Annotated in this window: 15 protein-coding genes; 5 read left to right on the forward strand and 10 right to left on the reverse strand. The window is 58.2% G+C overall.

Features of this window, described 5'->3' with window-relative positions:
- Positions 1 to 30 precede the first annotated feature (30 nt).
- Together ACK4FF_RS09130 and ACK4FF_RS09135 are read left to right on the forward strand one after the other, a co-directional pair.
- Entirely contained in the window at positions 31 to 699 is a 669-nt protein-coding gene (locus ACK4FF_RS09130; protein WP_409707755.1) for a protein-L-isoaspartate O-methyltransferase family protein, read from the forward strand.
- Positions 699 to 2,096 carry a TolC family outer membrane protein gene (locus tag ACK4FF_RS09135; RefSeq protein WP_409707758.1) on the forward strand — a complete coding sequence of 466 codons (1,398 nt, stop codon included), beginning with the start codon at positions 699 to 701 and terminating at the stop codon, positions 2,094 to 2,096. The genes ACK4FF_RS09130 and ACK4FF_RS09135 overlap by 1 nt, the downstream gene beginning before the upstream one ends.
- Positions 2,097 to 2,103: 7 nt before the next feature.
- Here the strand turns inward: ACK4FF_RS09135 and ACK4FF_RS09140 are convergent, their stop codons facing one another.
- Both ACK4FF_RS09140 and waaC read right to left on the reverse strand, forming a co-directional pair.
- The gene (locus ACK4FF_RS09140) at positions 2,104 to 3,495 is read right to left on the reverse strand and encodes a 3-deoxy-D-manno-octulosonic acid transferase (RefSeq protein WP_409707761.1); all 1,392 of its coding nucleotides are present in this window, start codon (positions 3,493 to 3,495) and stop codon (positions 2,104 to 2,106) included.
- Positions 3,492 to 4,457, reverse strand: coding sequence for a lipopolysaccharide heptosyltransferase I (gene waaC, locus ACK4FF_RS09145; RefSeq protein ID WP_409707764.1), 966 nt, complete (start codon positions 4,455 to 4,457; stop codon positions 3,492 to 3,494). Before waaC ends, ACK4FF_RS09140 begins: the two co-directional genes overlap by 4 nt.
- 91 nt (positions 4,458 to 4,548) lie before the next feature.
- Between waaC and ACK4FF_RS09150 the strand changes: the two genes are divergently transcribed.
- Positions 4,549 to 5,379, forward strand: a complete 831-nt coding sequence (locus tag ACK4FF_RS09150; RefSeq protein WP_409707767.1) for a glycosyltransferase family 2 protein — start codon at positions 4,549 to 4,551, stop codon at positions 5,377 to 5,379.
- 279 nt (positions 5,380 to 5,658) lie between these two features.
- On the opposite strand, the gene ACK4FF_RS09155 is transcribed toward ACK4FF_RS09150, so the two are convergent.
- The 7 genes from ACK4FF_RS09155 to ACK4FF_RS09185 all read right to left on the reverse strand — a co-directional run bounded on the left by ACK4FF_RS09155 (position 5,659) and on the right by ACK4FF_RS09185 (position 13,211).
- A complete protein-coding gene (locus ACK4FF_RS09155) occupies positions 5,659 to 6,387 on the reverse strand; it encodes an amino acid ABC transporter ATP-binding protein (RefSeq protein WP_409707770.1) in 729 nt (242 codons plus the stop codon).
- A 12-nt stretch (positions 6,388 to 6,399) separates the two neighbouring features.
- Positions 6,400 to 7,086: an amino acid ABC transporter permease gene (locus ACK4FF_RS09160; protein WP_409707773.1), complete on the reverse strand. Its 687-nt coding sequence runs from the start codon at positions 7,084 to 7,086 to the stop codon at positions 6,400 to 6,402.
- A 1-nt stretch (position 7,087) separates the two neighbouring features.
- The gene (locus ACK4FF_RS09165) at positions 7,088 to 7,828 is read right to left on the reverse strand and encodes an amino acid ABC transporter permease (RefSeq protein WP_409707775.1); all 741 of its coding nucleotides are present in this window, start codon (positions 7,826 to 7,828) and stop codon (positions 7,088 to 7,090) included.
- A 98-nt stretch (positions 7,829 to 7,926) separates the two neighbouring features.
- Complete coding sequence (locus tag ACK4FF_RS09170) at positions 7,927 to 8,823, reverse strand: transporter substrate-binding domain-containing protein (RefSeq protein WP_409707778.1); 897 nt, start codon at positions 8,821 to 8,823, stop codon at positions 7,927 to 7,929.
- Between the two features lie 98 nt (positions 8,824 to 8,921).
- The gene (aspA, locus tag ACK4FF_RS09175; protein WP_409707781.1) at positions 8,922 to 10,340 is read right to left on the reverse strand and encodes an aspartate ammonia-lyase; all 1,419 of its coding nucleotides are present in this window, start codon (positions 10,338 to 10,340) and stop codon (positions 8,922 to 8,924) included.
- A 131-nt stretch (positions 10,341 to 10,471) separates the two neighbouring features.
- Positions 10,472 to 11,392: a LysR substrate-binding domain-containing protein gene (locus tag ACK4FF_RS09180; protein ID WP_409707784.1), complete on the reverse strand. Its 921-nt coding sequence runs from the start codon at positions 11,390 to 11,392 to the stop codon at positions 10,472 to 10,474.
- Positions 11,373 to 13,211: an ABCB family ABC transporter ATP-binding protein/permease gene (locus tag ACK4FF_RS09185; RefSeq protein ID WP_409707787.1), complete on the reverse strand. Its 1,839-nt coding sequence runs from the start codon at positions 13,209 to 13,211 to the stop codon at positions 11,373 to 11,375. Before ACK4FF_RS09185 ends, ACK4FF_RS09180 begins: the two co-directional genes overlap by 20 nt.
- An 80-nt stretch (positions 13,212 to 13,291) precedes the next feature.
- Between ACK4FF_RS09185 and ACK4FF_RS09190 the strand changes: the two genes are divergently transcribed.
- The gene (locus ACK4FF_RS09190) at positions 13,292 to 14,107 is read left to right on the forward strand and encodes an SDR family oxidoreductase (protein WP_409707790.1); all 816 of its coding nucleotides are present in this window, start codon (positions 13,292 to 13,294) and stop codon (positions 14,105 to 14,107) included.
- Between the two features lie 59 nt (positions 14,108 to 14,166).
- The gene (locus ACK4FF_RS09195) at positions 14,167 to 14,568 is read left to right on the forward strand and encodes an acyl-CoA thioesterase (protein WP_409707793.1); all 402 of its coding nucleotides are present in this window, start codon (positions 14,167 to 14,169) and stop codon (positions 14,566 to 14,568) included.
- A gap of 18 nt (positions 14,569 to 14,586) precedes the next feature.
- Here the strand turns inward: ACK4FF_RS09195 and ACK4FF_RS09200 are convergent, their stop codons facing one another.
- The gene (locus ACK4FF_RS09200; protein WP_409707796.1) at positions 14,587 to 15,462 is read right to left on the reverse strand and encodes a GntR family transcriptional regulator; all 876 of its coding nucleotides are present in this window, start codon (positions 15,460 to 15,462) and stop codon (positions 14,587 to 14,589) included.
- Positions 15,463 to 15,516: the final 54 nt, after the last annotated feature.

Genomic DNA, 15,516 nt, shown 5'->3' on the forward strand with positions numbered 1-15,516 from the left:
GTTAACCGATTCATTTTTTTGAGAAAAGCCATGGATTTCGACAAAGCCCGGTTCAATATGATTGAGCAACAGATCCGCCCCTGGAACGTGCTGAATCAGCAAGTGCTGGACCTCCTGAACGTGGTCAAGCGTGAACGTTTTGTCTGCCCAAGCCTGCAGAAACTGGCCTTCACCGACTGTGACCTGCCCATCCGCACCGGCGACAAAGACACGGGCGAATTCATGCTCAGCCCCAAAATGGAAGCCCGCATGCTTCAGGACCTGGCCCTGACCCCTCAGGACAAGGTTCTGGAAATTGGCGCAGGCACCGGCTACATGGCTGCCCTGATGGCACAACTGTGTGCCCACGTCACCACCGTTGAAGCCAACCCGGCCATCGCCGAACTGGCCCGCAACACCCTCAAGGCCAACAGCATCACCCGAGTCAAAGTGGTGGACGGCTGCGGCTTCGCCTTGGCACCCACACTGGGCCAGTTTGATGCCATCGTCATGTCCGGTGCCAGCCCCGTGCTGCCCGACGTGCTGCTGGACGCACTCAAACCCGGTGGCCGCCTGCTCGGCATCGTGGGCACCGCCCCTGTGCTGCAACTGGTGCTGGTGACCAAATCCGCCCAAGGCGACACCCACACCAAGGCCCTGCTGGAAACCGACGCCAAAACGCTGGCGAACGCGCCCAAAGCCCCCTCCTTCGTGTTCTGATGACCGCCGCGCAGTACGGTCGGCCCCGGACAGGCCAACGCCCACGCCCCACGCTGTTGCTGGCCGCGTGCGCACTGGCCTTGGGCTTGGTGGCACCGGCCGTGCATGCGCAGGTTCGCGACCTGCTGGGGCTGGTGCAACTGGCCAAAATCCGGGATGCCCAATACCTGGCCGCCAAGGCGCAGAACAAGGCCGACCTCGAGCAGGAAAACCAGGCCTTGGCCGGTTTGCTGCCCAACGTCAATGCCAGCGCCCAAGCCAAACAAGAGGATGTGAAAAACACCTTGGGTGGCCTGTCGGTCAAGTCCAGCAACAATCCAAAAACCTATGTGTTGTCGCTGAACCAAGCCCTTTTCAGGCCCCAAGCCTGGGAGACCTACCAACAAGGCAAACTCAGCACCGCACTGGCAGGCCTTGCGCTGCGCAAGGCCGAGCAAGACCTCATCCTGCGCGTGTCCAAAGCCTACTTTGATGTACTGGCGGCGCAAGACGACCTGCAAACCCTGCTGGCGCAAAAAGCCGCCACGGCCGAACAATTGGCTTTTGCCCGACGGAATTTCGAGGTAGGGGCTGCCACCGTGGTGGACCAACAAGAGGCCCAGGCCCGTTTCGACCTCATCCTGGCGCAAGAACTGGCCACCCGCAACCTGATTGAAACACGCCAACTGGCCTTGAATACACTGGTTGGCGAGCCCGCGGGCCCATTGGCTGGCTTGGCCCCCGAATCACGCTTGAAAGGCGTTGAACCGGAAACACCGCAGGCTTGGGCCGACATGGCCCTGCAAAGCAACCTCGATATCCAGCAGGCGCGCATTGGCCAACAAATCACCAAACGTGAAGTCAGCAAATCACGCATGGGGCACTTGCCCACACTCGATTTGAATGCGCAGGTGGTTGACACCGAACAGCAGTTCTTCGACACCCGCAGCGGGCAACCCTTGCAAATTGGTGTGGACAACCGCAGCCTCACCCTCGCACTGAATGTGCCCCTGTACAGCGGTGGGGCCACCCAAAGCAAGGTGCGCCAACAAGCCGCTTTGCTGGACAAGTCCAGCCAACAACTGGAGCAAGCCCAGCGCGGCGCCAGCCAAGGCACACAATCGGCGTTTCTGGCCGTGCGCAGTGGTTTGTCTCAGGTCAGCGCTTTGGAAACTGCGGTGAAGTCCAGCGAACTGGCCTTGAAATCGAACAAAACGGGTTACGAAGTGGGTGTGCGCATCAACATCGACGTGCTCAATGCACAACAACAACTGAACGCCACCCAACGCGACCTGGCCAAAGCCAAGTATTCGACCCTCAACAGCATGCTTGAACTTCAGGCGGCAGTGGGCACCTTGACCGAAGCCAGCGTGGAGCGTATCAACCAGCTGCTGCTGCCCACACCCGGCAACCCCTGAACCCCGGTCACTGCGGCGCTTTCATGCGCGCAATCAAGGCATTGACCGTGGTCAAGGTGGCACCCCGGTGCTGTCGTGCATAGGCGAAAGCCGACTTTCGGGCGGCCTCCAGATTGGTGCTTTTGTCCAAAAACGCCTCACAAGCCGCCTGCAAAGACTCAAACCGGCGGGCCGCACCTGCCGACAAGGCATCTTGCGCAGCCTTTTCAAAGTTAAAGGTGTGCGGGCCAACCCAGATCGGGCAGCCATAGGCACAGGCCTCAATCAAATTCTGCCCCCCCAGGGGCAACCACGACCCACCCAGCAAAGCCAAGTCAGCCAAGGTGTAGTACGCAGGCATCTCGCCCATGCTGTCACCCAGAATCAAGCGTGGCTGCCCAAGGCGCGCTTCGGCTGCTTTACCACCCAAGATCGACCCACTGCTGCGGCCAGGCTCATCGCCTGAGCCCCACTGGCTGCGACGCACCGGCGTAGCCACGCCAAGCCGGGGCGCGTAATCCTGCATCCACTGAAAGACAGCGTCGGTGCGTTGCGGGTGTCGGGGCACAATCCACACCGAGGCCTGCGGCATCCGCTTGAAGAATTGGGTGCGCAGCAAGGCCTCCAGAAAAAGGGGCTCCTCGTCTTCCCGGCTGCTGGCCAACAACAACACGGGCGCAGCACCAGACTCCTCTTTCCAGCGCCGGCCCAAGGCCGCCACCTCAGGCCGCAAAGCCACATCGAACTTCAGGTTTCCACACACCCCATCCACGGGGCGACCCATCTCTTCAAACACCTGCGCATCGGCTGCGGTTTGGCACACCACGGTGCTCAGGGATTGAATGACAGGGCGGCTGACCACGCCCAGTTGCTTGAGCCGCTTGCCCGTGGTGGGCGACACCCGTGCATTCAGCAAAGCAGTGTGAACGCCCCGCCCTGTGGCCTTCAACAACAGATTGGGCCACAACTCGGTTTCAACCAACCACAGCGCGGTCGGCCTGATGCGTTTCAAGGCACGGCACACCAACCAGGGCAAATCGTAGGGCATGTAAAACAAGGACACCCCGGGCAACTGCCCGTAAAGCGCCTGACAGGTTTCTCGCCCGGTGGGCGTGGTGCAGGAAATGAACCAACGGTGCTCGGGGTACACCTTGGCCCAATGCATCACCACCGGGGAAATGGCGTGGGCCTCACCCACCGACACCGCATGCACCCAAATCACTGGCGCGCTGTCGTGGGCCTCACGGGCTGGCACCTGCGCCAGAAAACGCTGTGCCCAGGCCTGCCGATAGGCAGGCTGCGCCACGGCCCTGCGCAACAGGTACAGCGCCAGCAATGGCTGAAACAATGCCAACACCGCCGTGTACAGGGCAAGGGCCAAACGACTGCCAACGGACAACGGCACGGGGGAAGGTTTCACAGTTTGTTGCCTCGTATCAAACGGCTTGCAGCCTCGAACACCTCACCAGCGGCAGGCACATGGCCCACATCACCCAAGCTGATGGCATGCGGGTTGAAGCGGGGAGCAAAGCGCCAAGCTGGCGTGGCAAAAAACAAAGCCACCATCGGCAAGTAATGCGCGGCGGCCAAATGCATCAAACCCGTGTCCACACCAATCACCAAAGACACGTTGTTTAAGCGCTCATCCACCTGGGCCAGGCTCAACTTGGGCAACACTTCAACGTGATCGATGCCCTGGGCTATTGTCTGGGCCTGAAGCCGCTCGGCCTCAGAGCCCCAAGGCAATTCAATTCGGTACCCCAAGTCGCTGAACCGGTGCGCCAACTCGCGCCAGGCGGTGACCGACCATTTTTTTTCATCGCGGGCCGTGGCATGCAAAAACCACAAGGTGGCACCATGGGCAATGGCAGGCACCCGTTTACCGGGCACCCGGTCATAAAACACGGGTGGGCCAGACAGGCGATACCCCATCAACCCAGCCACCAATTGCCGCAAACGCTCGACGGCGTGGGCATTGTCATCCCACCCAGCCCGCTTGCGATAAAACAGGGCAGCCAACTTTTCCCGCACATGCCCAAACCCGGCACCCATGCGCGGCCCTGGGGCTGCACAGGCCAACACGGCACTTTTGAACAAGCCTTGCAAATCAATGACCGCATCGTAAGGCTGACCAGCCAACTTGGCTTTCAACAACTTCCATTGACGGATCACCTCGCCCAAACCCAGCTTGCGCCACACCCTCAGATTGACCTCGATCACCTGAGAAACACGGGCGTTGGCACGCACCAAATCCGCGAAAGGCGCCTCTACCATCCAGTCCACCTGCACACCGGGAAAGTGTTCGGTCAGGTCATGCAAAACAGGCAGGGCATGAATGACATCGCCCATGGAGGTGGTCTTAACCAGTAAGATACGCTTCATCCCATGCGTCACGGTGTTGGTGATTGAACGCCCCCATTGTAAGCAGAAGGCCAACGGCCGGTCAGGCCCTCAGGCCGAAGGACCCACAATTTTGAATTCAACGCCTGCCACTGCCACCCTCAGCCCCACCGCCAAGCTACCGGTGTCGGCAGTCTTCATCACCCTGAATGCGGCCCATCAGCTTGAAGAGGCCCTGCGCAGCGTGCAAGCCTGCGACGACATTGTGGTGGTCGACTCCGGCAGCACCGATGGCACGCCCGAATTGGCCGCGCGTTATGGCGCCCGAGTGTTTCAACAACCCTGGATGGGCTTTGGGCCCCAAAAGCAACATGCGGTTGAACAGGCCAAACACGACTGGGTGCTTTGTCTGGATGCCGACGAGCGGGTCACCCCTGCCCTTCAGGCTCAACTGTTGAGTCTGTTCAACGCAGGTCCCGCCAATCTGCCCACAACATTGGCCGGGTTCGAAATGCCGCGCTGTAACTGGTTTCTGGGCCGCCCCCTGCGTCATGGTGAAGGCTACCCGGACTACAGCAAACGCCTTTTTCACCGCCAACGTGCACGCTGGAGCAACGACACTGTTCATGAGAAGGTGGAGTGCAACCCAGGGCTTCACTTCCAACGCATTCCAGGCGACCTTGAACACCGCTCCGCCGATTCACTGGAAAGCTACCTGACCAAGCAAAACCGCTACACCAGCCTTCAAGCACAGGCCTTGGCTGCCCGCGGCAAGTGGCCCTCCACCGCAAAACTCGTGTTGTCTCCGTTGCTGAGATTCATCAAGTTTTATGGGGTGCGGGGTGGCTTTCTGGACGGCTGGCAGGGTTTTGTGCACATCACCATCGGCTGCTTCAACAGCTTTGTGAAATACGCCAAGGCACGAGAGGCAATACGGAAGAGCTGGGATTCAAGAGACTGCTGATGTGCTTGCAGCCAATACTGACAAGCACAGATCCGAACATTCAAGGCTCCCGATCGGCTTGACCCGCACAGCATTCGAACGTACGGGACGAGATGTTTGAGCGCCAAAGGCGCGAGTTATCGGCCCGGTTCGAAAGCGCGGGGCAACTTTTGTGTTCGGGTGCCGTTCGGACTGTGCTGTCGGTGTTGGCTACGGGCCGACACGGTCATACCCCCTCTTACCCAACAAAAACGCCCCGGCGAACCGAGGCGTTCTTGAGAGCAAAACCCAAGCACTGAATCAGTGGTTGAGAATCTTGGACAGGAACAACTGAGCACGCTCAGAACGGGGTGTACCGAAGAAATCGTCCTTCGTACAGTCCTCAACAATGTGGCCTTTGTCCATGAAGATCACACGGTCAGCCACTTTGCGTGCAAACCCCATTTCGTGGGTCACACACATCATGGTCATGCCTTCCTGGGCCAACTCAACCATCACGTCCAACACCTCGTTGATCATCTCGGGGTCCAAGGCAGACGTGGGCTCGTCAAACAGCATGCAGATGGGGTCCATCGACAAAGCGCGGGCAATGGCCACACGCTGCTGCTGACCACCGGACAACTGGCCCGGAAACTTGTGGGCATGGGCTTTCAAACCCACACGGTCCAGAAGGCCCAGTCCTTTGGTCATGGCCTCTTCTTTGGACCGGCCCAGCACCTTGATTTGGGCCAAGGTCAGGTTCTCGGTGATGCTCAGGTGGGGAAACAGCTCAAAGTGCTGGAACACCATGCCCACACGCGAACGCAACTTGGGCAGGTCAGTGCCCTTGTCACCCACAGACACGCCGTCGACCGTGATGGTGCCCTGCTGGAATGGCTCCAGCATGTTCACGCATTTGATCAGTGTGGATTTGCCCGAACCGGACGGACCACACACCACCACCACTTCACCTTTCTTGACGTTTGTTGAACAGTCGGTGAGCACCTGAAAACTGCCGTACCACTTGTTGACTTTGCTAATTTCAATCACAGCGCTCTCCTGCTATCGAATAATCTGAATTTTCTTCTGCAGCACCTTGACCAGCATGGACAAGCTAAAGCAGATGGCCAGGTAAACAAGGGCCACGAAGGTGTACATCTCAACCAGACGGCTGTCACGCTGGGCCACCTTGGACGCTGCGCCCAAGAAGTCGGTCACCGACAGCACATACACCAGCGAGGTGTCCTGGAACAGAATGATGGTCTGGGTCAACAACACAGGCAGCATGTTGCGGAAGGCCTGGGGCAACACCACCAAGCGCATGCTCTGCCCGTAGTTCAAGCCCAGAGCGTAGGCCGCACCCACCTGCCCTTTGGGAATACTCTGGATCCCCGCACGCATGATTTCGCAGAAATACGCTGCTTCAAACATGATGAAGGTGATGTACGCCGAACGGTCCGCACCAATCTGCGGTGGGCGCTCAGCCCCAGTGATGGACTGAATCACAATGGGCACCAGAAAGTAGAACCAGAAGATGACCAGAATCAACGGGATGGAACGCATCAGGTTCACATACCCAGCCGCAAACAGGCTCAGCGGCTTGATGCTGGACAAACGGGCCAAAGCCAGCAGCGTTCCGAAGAAAATACCGCCCAGACAGGCCACCACCGTCAATTGCACGGTGTAGGCCAAGCCGCCCATCAGGTAGGGCAGAGATTGCCCGATTACACTGAAATCTAGATTGACCATGTCACTTGCCCCCTGCAATGTAGCCAGGCACTGCCGTGCGTTTTTCGACCAAAGCCATGACACGGTTGACCGTCATGGCCACAATCACGTACAGCACGGTGGCAGCAATGTAGGCCTCAAAAAAGGCGAATGTGACTTCACCCATTTCACGCGTCCTGAATGTCAACTCAGTCAAACCAATGGTCAACGCCACGGATGAGTTCTTGATCAGGTTCATGGCCTCAGAAGTCATGGGGGGAACAATAATGCGGTACGCCATAGGCAACAGCACATACCGGTAAGTCTGTGGCTCAGTCAGGCCCAAGGCATAGCCGGCGAAGCGCTGGCCACGGGACAAGGACTGAATTCCGGACTTCACCTGCTCGGCCACCCGAGCCGCCGAAAACAGACCGAGGCAAACAATGGCGGACAGGAACTGAACCACGGTAGGATCCTGTTCAATGGACCATGCCTTCAGGGGTGGGACAAATTCCGGCACCACAAAGTACCAGATGAAAAACTGCACGATGAGCGGGATGTTCCTAAACAGCTCCACATAGGCATTGCCGATAAAGGCCAATGTGGCGTTGGAGGTGGTACGCAACACCCCCATCACGGAACCAACCGCAAACGCGATCACGCCGGCGATCGCCGAAGTCGCCATGGTCCACAGCAGGCCAGAGAACAGCATCTCCCACCAGACCAGGTCGTCACCCTCAACGATCGGCTCAAAAAACAAGAGCCAATTCAAATGTATGTTCATGTGCACACTCTCCCGAGTCAGCCTCGGTGTCAGACTATAAGAAAAGGCCGGCGCAGCGTCAGGAACAACGCGGGCCGGCCAGTTCGTTTACAGGCGACTTATTCGACGCCTTTGTCGTTGGGGTTAGCGATGGCAGCTTTCAATTCAGCGGACATCGGGAAGTTCAGGTTCACATTCTTGGGAGGAATGTTTGTCTGGAACCACTTGGTGTACAGCTTGTTGATCTCGCCAGACTTCATCAGCCCGTTCAGGGTTTGGTCAACCACAGCCTTGAATGCAGCGTCGTCCTTGCGGATCATGATGCCGTAAGGCTCGGTACGCAACACTTCGGGCAAGAAGGTGTATTCGGATGGGTTGGCACTTTGGGCCACCAAACCAGCAATCAGAATGTCGTCCATCACGAAGGCCTTGGCACGGTCGTTGGCCACCAGCAGGAAGCTCTCGGCGTGGTCCTTGCCGTAGATTTCCTTGAAGTTGATGTTGGCGCCTTTCTCGTGCTGCTTGATCAGCTGAACAGAGGTGGTGCCTGAGGTGGTGGCGATGGGCTGTCCGTCCAGATCAGCCAGCGACTTGATGCCACTGTTTTTCTTGACGATCACCTTCACGTTGGTCACGAAGGTGGTGTTGCCGAAAGACACTTGCTCCTGGCGCTTCACGGAGTTGGTGGTGGAGCCACACTCCATGTCCACGGTGCCGTTTTGCAGCAGGGGAATGCGGTTGGCGGAGGTAACGGGTTGCAGGTCAACCTTCAGGTCGGGCAGCTTGAGCTTGGCCTTCACTGCGTCAACCACTTTCAGACACAGGTCCATGGAGTAACCGATGGGCTTCTGGTTGTTGTCCAGATAGGAGAAAGGCACAGAGGACTCACGATAGCCGATCACCAGTGTTTTGGTGTCGGTGATCTTCTTGAGCGTGCCAGTGTCCTGGGCCACTGCAGGCGACATTGCGGTCGCAGAAATCACGGCCATGGCGGCTGCAAAGAAAGTCTTTTTCATTGTTGCTCCTAGTTGTGAAAGTTCAACACCCGCGATGGGTGCACACCCCCGAATCGAAAGCCGCACACCCCGTGGGGCACAGGCGCGCGGTTGTGGACTCATAGTTTTATTCTCCGAGGCTGGGTCAGCACTTCGGGTCTGAGTATTTCGTTCAACTGCTGCTCTGACAGCAAGCCCTTTTCCAGAACCAGATCGCGTACTTTCCGACCTGTTTTCAATGCAGTTTTTGCAATCTCAGAAGCTTGATCATAGCCGATATAGGGGTTGAGGGATGTGGCCAGACAGGCTGATTCCTCCACGCGAGCCCGCAAAAGCGACTCATTTGCGGAAATCCCTAATACGCAATTCTTGGTCAAGGTGCGGCATGCGGCCGTCAAGTGATAAATACTCTTAAACAGGCTCCATGCGATGATGGGTTCAAACGCATTGAGCTGAAGCTGCCCGGCCTCGGACGCCATGGTCACGGTGATGTCATTGCCGATCACTTCAAAGGCCACCTGATTGACCACCTCGGGAATGACAGGGTTGACTTTGCCCGGCATGATGGACGAACCAGCAGCACGCGGCGGCAAATTGATTTCTGCCAGACCGGCCTGCGGGCCTGAAGACAACAGTCGCAAGTCGTTGCAGGTTTTGGACAGCTTCACAGCCACCCGCTTGAGCACACCCGACAACTGAACGAATGAGCCGGTGTCCTGCGTGGCTTCCACGAGGTTTTCGGCAGTGATCAAGCCCAGTTGCGTGATCTCTTCCAGGTAATGCCGCGCCCGGGCTGCGTATTCAGGGTCCGTGTTGATGCCAGTACCGATGGCTGTGGCGCCCAGGTTGATTTCATGAATCAGCCCCCGGGCCTCCCTCAGCCGCGCAATGTCTTCGCCAATCATGATGGAGAAAGCAGAGAACTCCTGCCCGAGCGTCATGGGCACGGCGTCTTGCAACTGGGTGCGGCCAATTTTCAGAATCTTCCGAAACTCAAATGCCTTCTCGCCAAACGCTTCCTTCAACTCTTCCAAGGCCGCCTGAAGGCCCGCAATTGCGTTGATCAAGCCAATCTTGACGGCAGTCGGGTACACGTCGTTGGTGCTTTGGGATGCGTTGACATGTTCGATTGGATGAACCAGTTTGTAATCGCCTTTGGTGCCGCCCAGAATTTCAATGGCGCGGTTGGCAATCACTTCGTTGGCATTCATGTTCGTGGAGGTGCCAGCGCCGCCTTGAATCACATCGACCACGAATTGATCGTGCAACTTGCCGGCCCGCACTTCTTGACAGGCCTTGACTATGGCGTCGGCCAAAGGCCGTGGCAATACATCCAGGTCAGCGTTGGCTTTGGCGCAGGCCCACTTGACTGCGGCCAAGGCATTGATCAGTTCCGGTGCATTGCTGAGCGCAAAGCCGGTGATCTGATAGTTGTCCAGGGCACGGCTGGTGTGCACACCCCAGTAAGCCTCGGCGGGAATTTTCTTCTCGCCCAAGAGGTCCTTTTCAATTCGCCAATCTGCTGCTGATTTTGCCACCTTGTCCTCACTGAAAATCAAGACGGGGCCATGCTAAACGTGCAGAACGGAAGTTACCAATTCTGATTGTGTATTAGATCATGCGCCTTTTGCATAACTATGCAAACATCATTTCTTACTGGGGTTAACCCCTAATCGGGCCAGACATGCCAGGCGAGGTCCAAATGGTCGACCGCAGTGGGCCCCGAGGCCTCTTTGGCCCGTTGCAGGCGGCGGTACAGGCGGATTTCCATATCGGTTCGGTAAGGGCCGGGAATCTCGCACAGGCCCGGCGCATCCTTCACCACGCTGCGCGGCAGCCAAGCCACGCCCAAACCGGCCTCACACATGGCTTTCAGGCTTTCCGACATGTCCGTCTCAAACACCGCTTGCTGCAAAAACACAGGCCCGGCCTGAAGGGCCACATCCACCATTTTCGACAGGTAGGCGTGCTTGGAATAGCTCAGCACGGGCACCGGCAGGGGGGCCAAAGGGTCCAGGCTGAATTGGGGCCGCCCTTGGGCATCATGCAAGGCGTAGGGCAAAAACGGCTCAACACCCAGCACTTTGTATTCATAACGGGAGGGGTCGAGTTCAATGGGTTCGCGGCTGTGGTGGTAGCAGGCCAGGAAATCGCAGGCCCCGTCAGTGAAATGCAAAACAGCATCGTGAACATTGCTGGCGGTGAGCTGAAAACTGAGGTCGCGCACCTGCCCGCTCAGGCTGGACTGCAAATGCTGAATCCAGTGTGGCACCCGGGTGCAGGCCAGCGTGTGGGGCACCACCATGCGCACCAGTTTGCGGTTGGACTGTTGGGCACCACCCCGAACCACGCTGCGGGCTTGGCGGATCTGATCGAGCATGGCAATGGCCTGCTCGTAAAACACCTCGCCCTGGGCACTGAGCCGCGTGGGGTAAGCACCGCGGTCGATCAGTTCGCAGCCTAACCAGCCTTCCAGGGCCTGGATACGACGCGAGAAAGCCGGTTGGGTAACGCAGCGCAGGTTGGCGGCCTTGGAGAAATTCTTGGTTTGCGCCAAGGTGATGAAGTCTTCAAGCCACTTGGTTTCCATGGTCGGTGTGCTCGGGGCGCTGGTGCTGTTGACTCGACCACAATCCCGCGTAGACACCTTGTCTGTCAAGCAATTCCTTGTGGCTACCACTCTCGACCAGCGTCCCTTGATGCAATACGAGGATGAGATCTGCGTGCACCACGGTGGACAAGCGGTGCGCAATGATGAGTGTGGTTCGGTTGCGTGAGAGTTCCCGCAATTCGGCCTGGATGATGCGCTCTGTTTGGGTGTCCAGCGCCGACGTGGCTTCATCGAACACCAGAATGGCCGGGTTCTTCAGTATGGTTCGGGCAATGGCCACACGCTGCTTTTCGCCACCTGACAACTTCAGCCCACGCTCGCCCACTTTGGTCTCGTAACCGTCGGGCAGGCTCATCACAAAGTCGTGCACATGGGCTGCACGGGCAGCCTGCTCAATGTCGGCCTGTGACGCATCGGGGCGGCCGTAGGCGATGTTGTAGGCGATGGTTTCATTGAACAGCACGGTGTCCTGCGGCACCACGCCGATCTGCCTGCGCAATGACGCCTGCGTGACTGCGCGGATGTCCTGCCCGTCAATCCGAATGGCCCCCTGCCCCACGTCATAAAACCGGTACAGCAGTCGAGACAAGGTGGACTTGCCCGCACCACTGTGGCCCACCACGGCCACAGTTTGCCCGGCGGGCACCTGAAAGCTGATGCCATTGATGACGGTGCGGCGCTGGTCATAACCAAAGCTCACACCCTCAAATTCGATCGCCGCCCCGCGCACCTGCAAGTCAGGTGCACCCGGTTGGTCTTTCACCTCTTGATGCTCGTCAAGCAGCTTGAACATGCGCTCAATGTCAGCCAGCGCCTGTTTGATTTCCCGGTAAATCACCCCCAAAAAATTCAGGGGAATGTACAACTGGATCATGAAGGCATTGACCAGCACCAGGTCGCCCAAGGTCATGCTGCCGTCGAGCACACCCAGAGTGGCCCGCCACAATACGGCAGTCACCGCCAGCGCGATGATCGCGCTTTGCCCGGTGTTCAGCAGCGTCAGTGATTTTTGCGAGCGGATGGCCGCTTCCTGCCAGGCCACCATGCTCTTGTTGTAGCGCTCGGCCTCGAAGGTTTCGTTGCCGAAGTACTTCACGGTTTCGTAGTTGATGAGGGAATCGACCGCTCGCACATTGGCGCGGGAATCGAGGTCGTTCATGTCCCGGCGAAACTGCATGCGCCACTCGGTGATGCGCACCGTAAAGAACACATACAACACAAGGGCGACTGCGGTGATTGCACTGAACCAGGGGTCGTAGTTCACAGCCAGATAAGCGATCACCAAGGTGATTTCGATGAGCGTGGGGAGAATGCTGTAAAGCGTGTAACTCACCAAACTGGAAATGGCCCGCGAGCCGCGTTCAATGTCGCGTGTGACACCCCCGGTCTGCCGGTTCAGGTGGAATTTCAGACTAAGCGCGTGCAGGTGTTGAAACACGGCCAGCGCAATTGCCCTCACCGCGTTTTGAGTCACCCGGGCAAACAGCAATTCGCGCAATTCGGTGAACAGGGTGGTCGACAGTCGCAACAGGCCATAAGCAAGCAGCAAAGCCACAGGCATGGCAGCGGCAGCCAGCGCCGCCTTGTTTTGCAACAAGGGTGTTAAACCATCAATCAAGTGCTTCAGCACCAGCGGAACACCCACGTTGGCTGCCTTGGCCCCAGCCAGGCACAGCAGGGCAAACACCACCCGCCATTTGTAGGCCCACATGTAAGGAAGCAACTGGGCGATGGTGGACCAATCGCCCTGTTTTGAAGGTTGCAAGGTTTGTGGGTCTGCAGAAGCGTGGCGTCGCATGCGATACTTCAATCAATAACAACAGGGTGTCTGCATGCTACCACCGGGTCGGCGGACACATCACCACAGAGGGGACCAACATGACCTGGATGAACAACAAAGTCATCATCATCACCGGCGCATCCGAAGGCATTGGTGCGGCATTGGCCAAAGCCTTGGGGCCGGGCAACCAACTGGTGCTGGCCGCACGGCAAACCGACAAGCTGAAAGAGTTGGCCGCCTTCATCAACGCCAATGGCGGACGGGCCCATGCGGTCACCTGCGATGTGAGCGATCAGGCTCAATGCGAGAGCCTGGTCGAAGAAACCGTGAAAATGTTCGGCGCTATCGACATTGTGGTGAACAACGCGGGCGTGTCCATGCACGCATGGTTTGAGGACATCACCGACCTGTCCACTTTCGAGCGCCTGTTCCGCATCAATGTGATGAGCATGATCTGGATTACCCACAAAGCCCTGCCCCATTTGAAGGTCAGGGATGGCCTCATTGTTGGCGTGTCCAGCCTGGCCGGTAAAACCGGTGTGCCCGCGCGCACCACTTATTGCACCAGCAAATTTGCGATGAGCGGTTTCATGGAAGCCCTGCGCATTGAATTGCTGGACACAGGTGTGGATGTGTGCGGCATTTTCCCAGGGGTTGTGGACACGGAAATCCGCCGTAACGGGCTGAATGCAGACGGCACACGCGCTGGTGTGTCGGGCCTGAAAGAGGCAGGTGCCATGTCGGTTGAAGAATGTGTGCAGGAAATTCTGGCCGCCATGGAAGCCCGCAAGCGGGAATGTGTGATGACCGGGAAAGGCAAGCTGGGGCTGATGCTCAAACCCTTCATGCCGCAATGGATCGACCACATGGCCCTGAAAGCCCTGGACGACAAAACAGGTGGGCCCCGCCACTGAGCCTGGTCTTGCACAGGTAAACTGACGGTCGAACACAACCAACACCTTCAGAACCTACCATGAGCACCCCCGACCAATTGCTGCTGCCCGTTGACCGTGAACCAACCATCCGGGTCATTCCCATGCCCAAGGATTCCAATGCAGCGGGCGACGTGTTTGGTGGCTGGATCATGGCGCAGGTGGACCTGGCCGGTTCCGTGCCTGCAGTGGCGCATGCCAAGGGGCGGGTCGTCACCGTGGCGGTGAACGAGTTCATGTTCAAGGAACCGGTGTTTGTAGGCGACTTGTGCAGCTTCTACGCTGTAGTGGACAAAGTGGGGCGAACCTCGATGCGCGTGCATGTGGAGGTGTTTGCCCAGCGCCGCCTTCGACCTGACGATGTGGCCAAGGTGACCGAGGCCTTCATCACCTACGTGGCCGTGGACGAGGACCGCAACCCGCGCCCGGTGGACCCACTTTAACGGCGCCCGGCACAGGCCTTAGAAATGGCTGAGGTCCTGCTGGTGCAATTCAAAGGCGAATTCCACTTCGTTCACATGCTGCCAGCTGCTTTGGCCCTTGGCCTGCTTGCGTGACAGCTCAATGCGGTAGTCGTAACGGTCGGGCCGGTACAGGCCTTTGAGCACTTGCACGGGGCGTCCGTCTTCGTCATAAGCCACCCGGGAAATGGCCAGCAAGGGTGCTCCCACAGGCACACCGAGGGCATAAGCCACTGACGCATCAGCCAAGCGGGCAGAGATGGACTGCCGGGCTTTGGCCACTTTGACCCCGGCTTCTTCCAACAACACCAAAATTGGAAATTCACGCAATCGGCGGCGGCAAATGCGGCCGGACAAGTCTTGAGGAATATAACTGGTGAGGTGGGCCACGGGCTGGCCATTCAGCTCACGAATACGAATGAGTTTTTCAACAATGGCATCGCTGGGCAGGTGCAGGGCCGTGGCAATGTCCGCCGGGGGCAGAATTCGCTTGGAGGTGATGAGTTGAAGGTCGGACGAATCACCACTGGCCTGCAAACGCATGGCCGATGCACTGAGCAATTGGCTTTGCCCCAAGGACGAGGTGCGTTGCGCAGGCTGGGGCTTGACGAAAGTGCCCTTGCCCCGGCCACGGGCCACAAGGCCTTCCTTGACCAAATCCTGCAGGGCCCGCCGCATGGTGACACGGGACACATTGAACTGCTCGGCCAGCACCAATTCCCCGGGCAGGGGCTTGCTGTTGTAGTGGCCTTCGATGATTTGCTCACGCAGGATCAGGTAGATCTGGTGATACAGGGGCACGACTTGGTTGGGGTCGAGGCGGCTGCCGTCCACACTGGCGGCTTGCGGGTCAAGATGATCTTGGAGGCTACTCATGAATCGGGGCGACGAAGTCAGTCTTCATCGCCCCGATAATACAACACATTTCAA

Source organism: Limnobacter sp. (genome assembly GCF_046297615.1).
GTDB lineage: Bacteria > Pseudomonadota > Gammaproteobacteria > Burkholderiales > Burkholderiaceae_B > Limnobacter.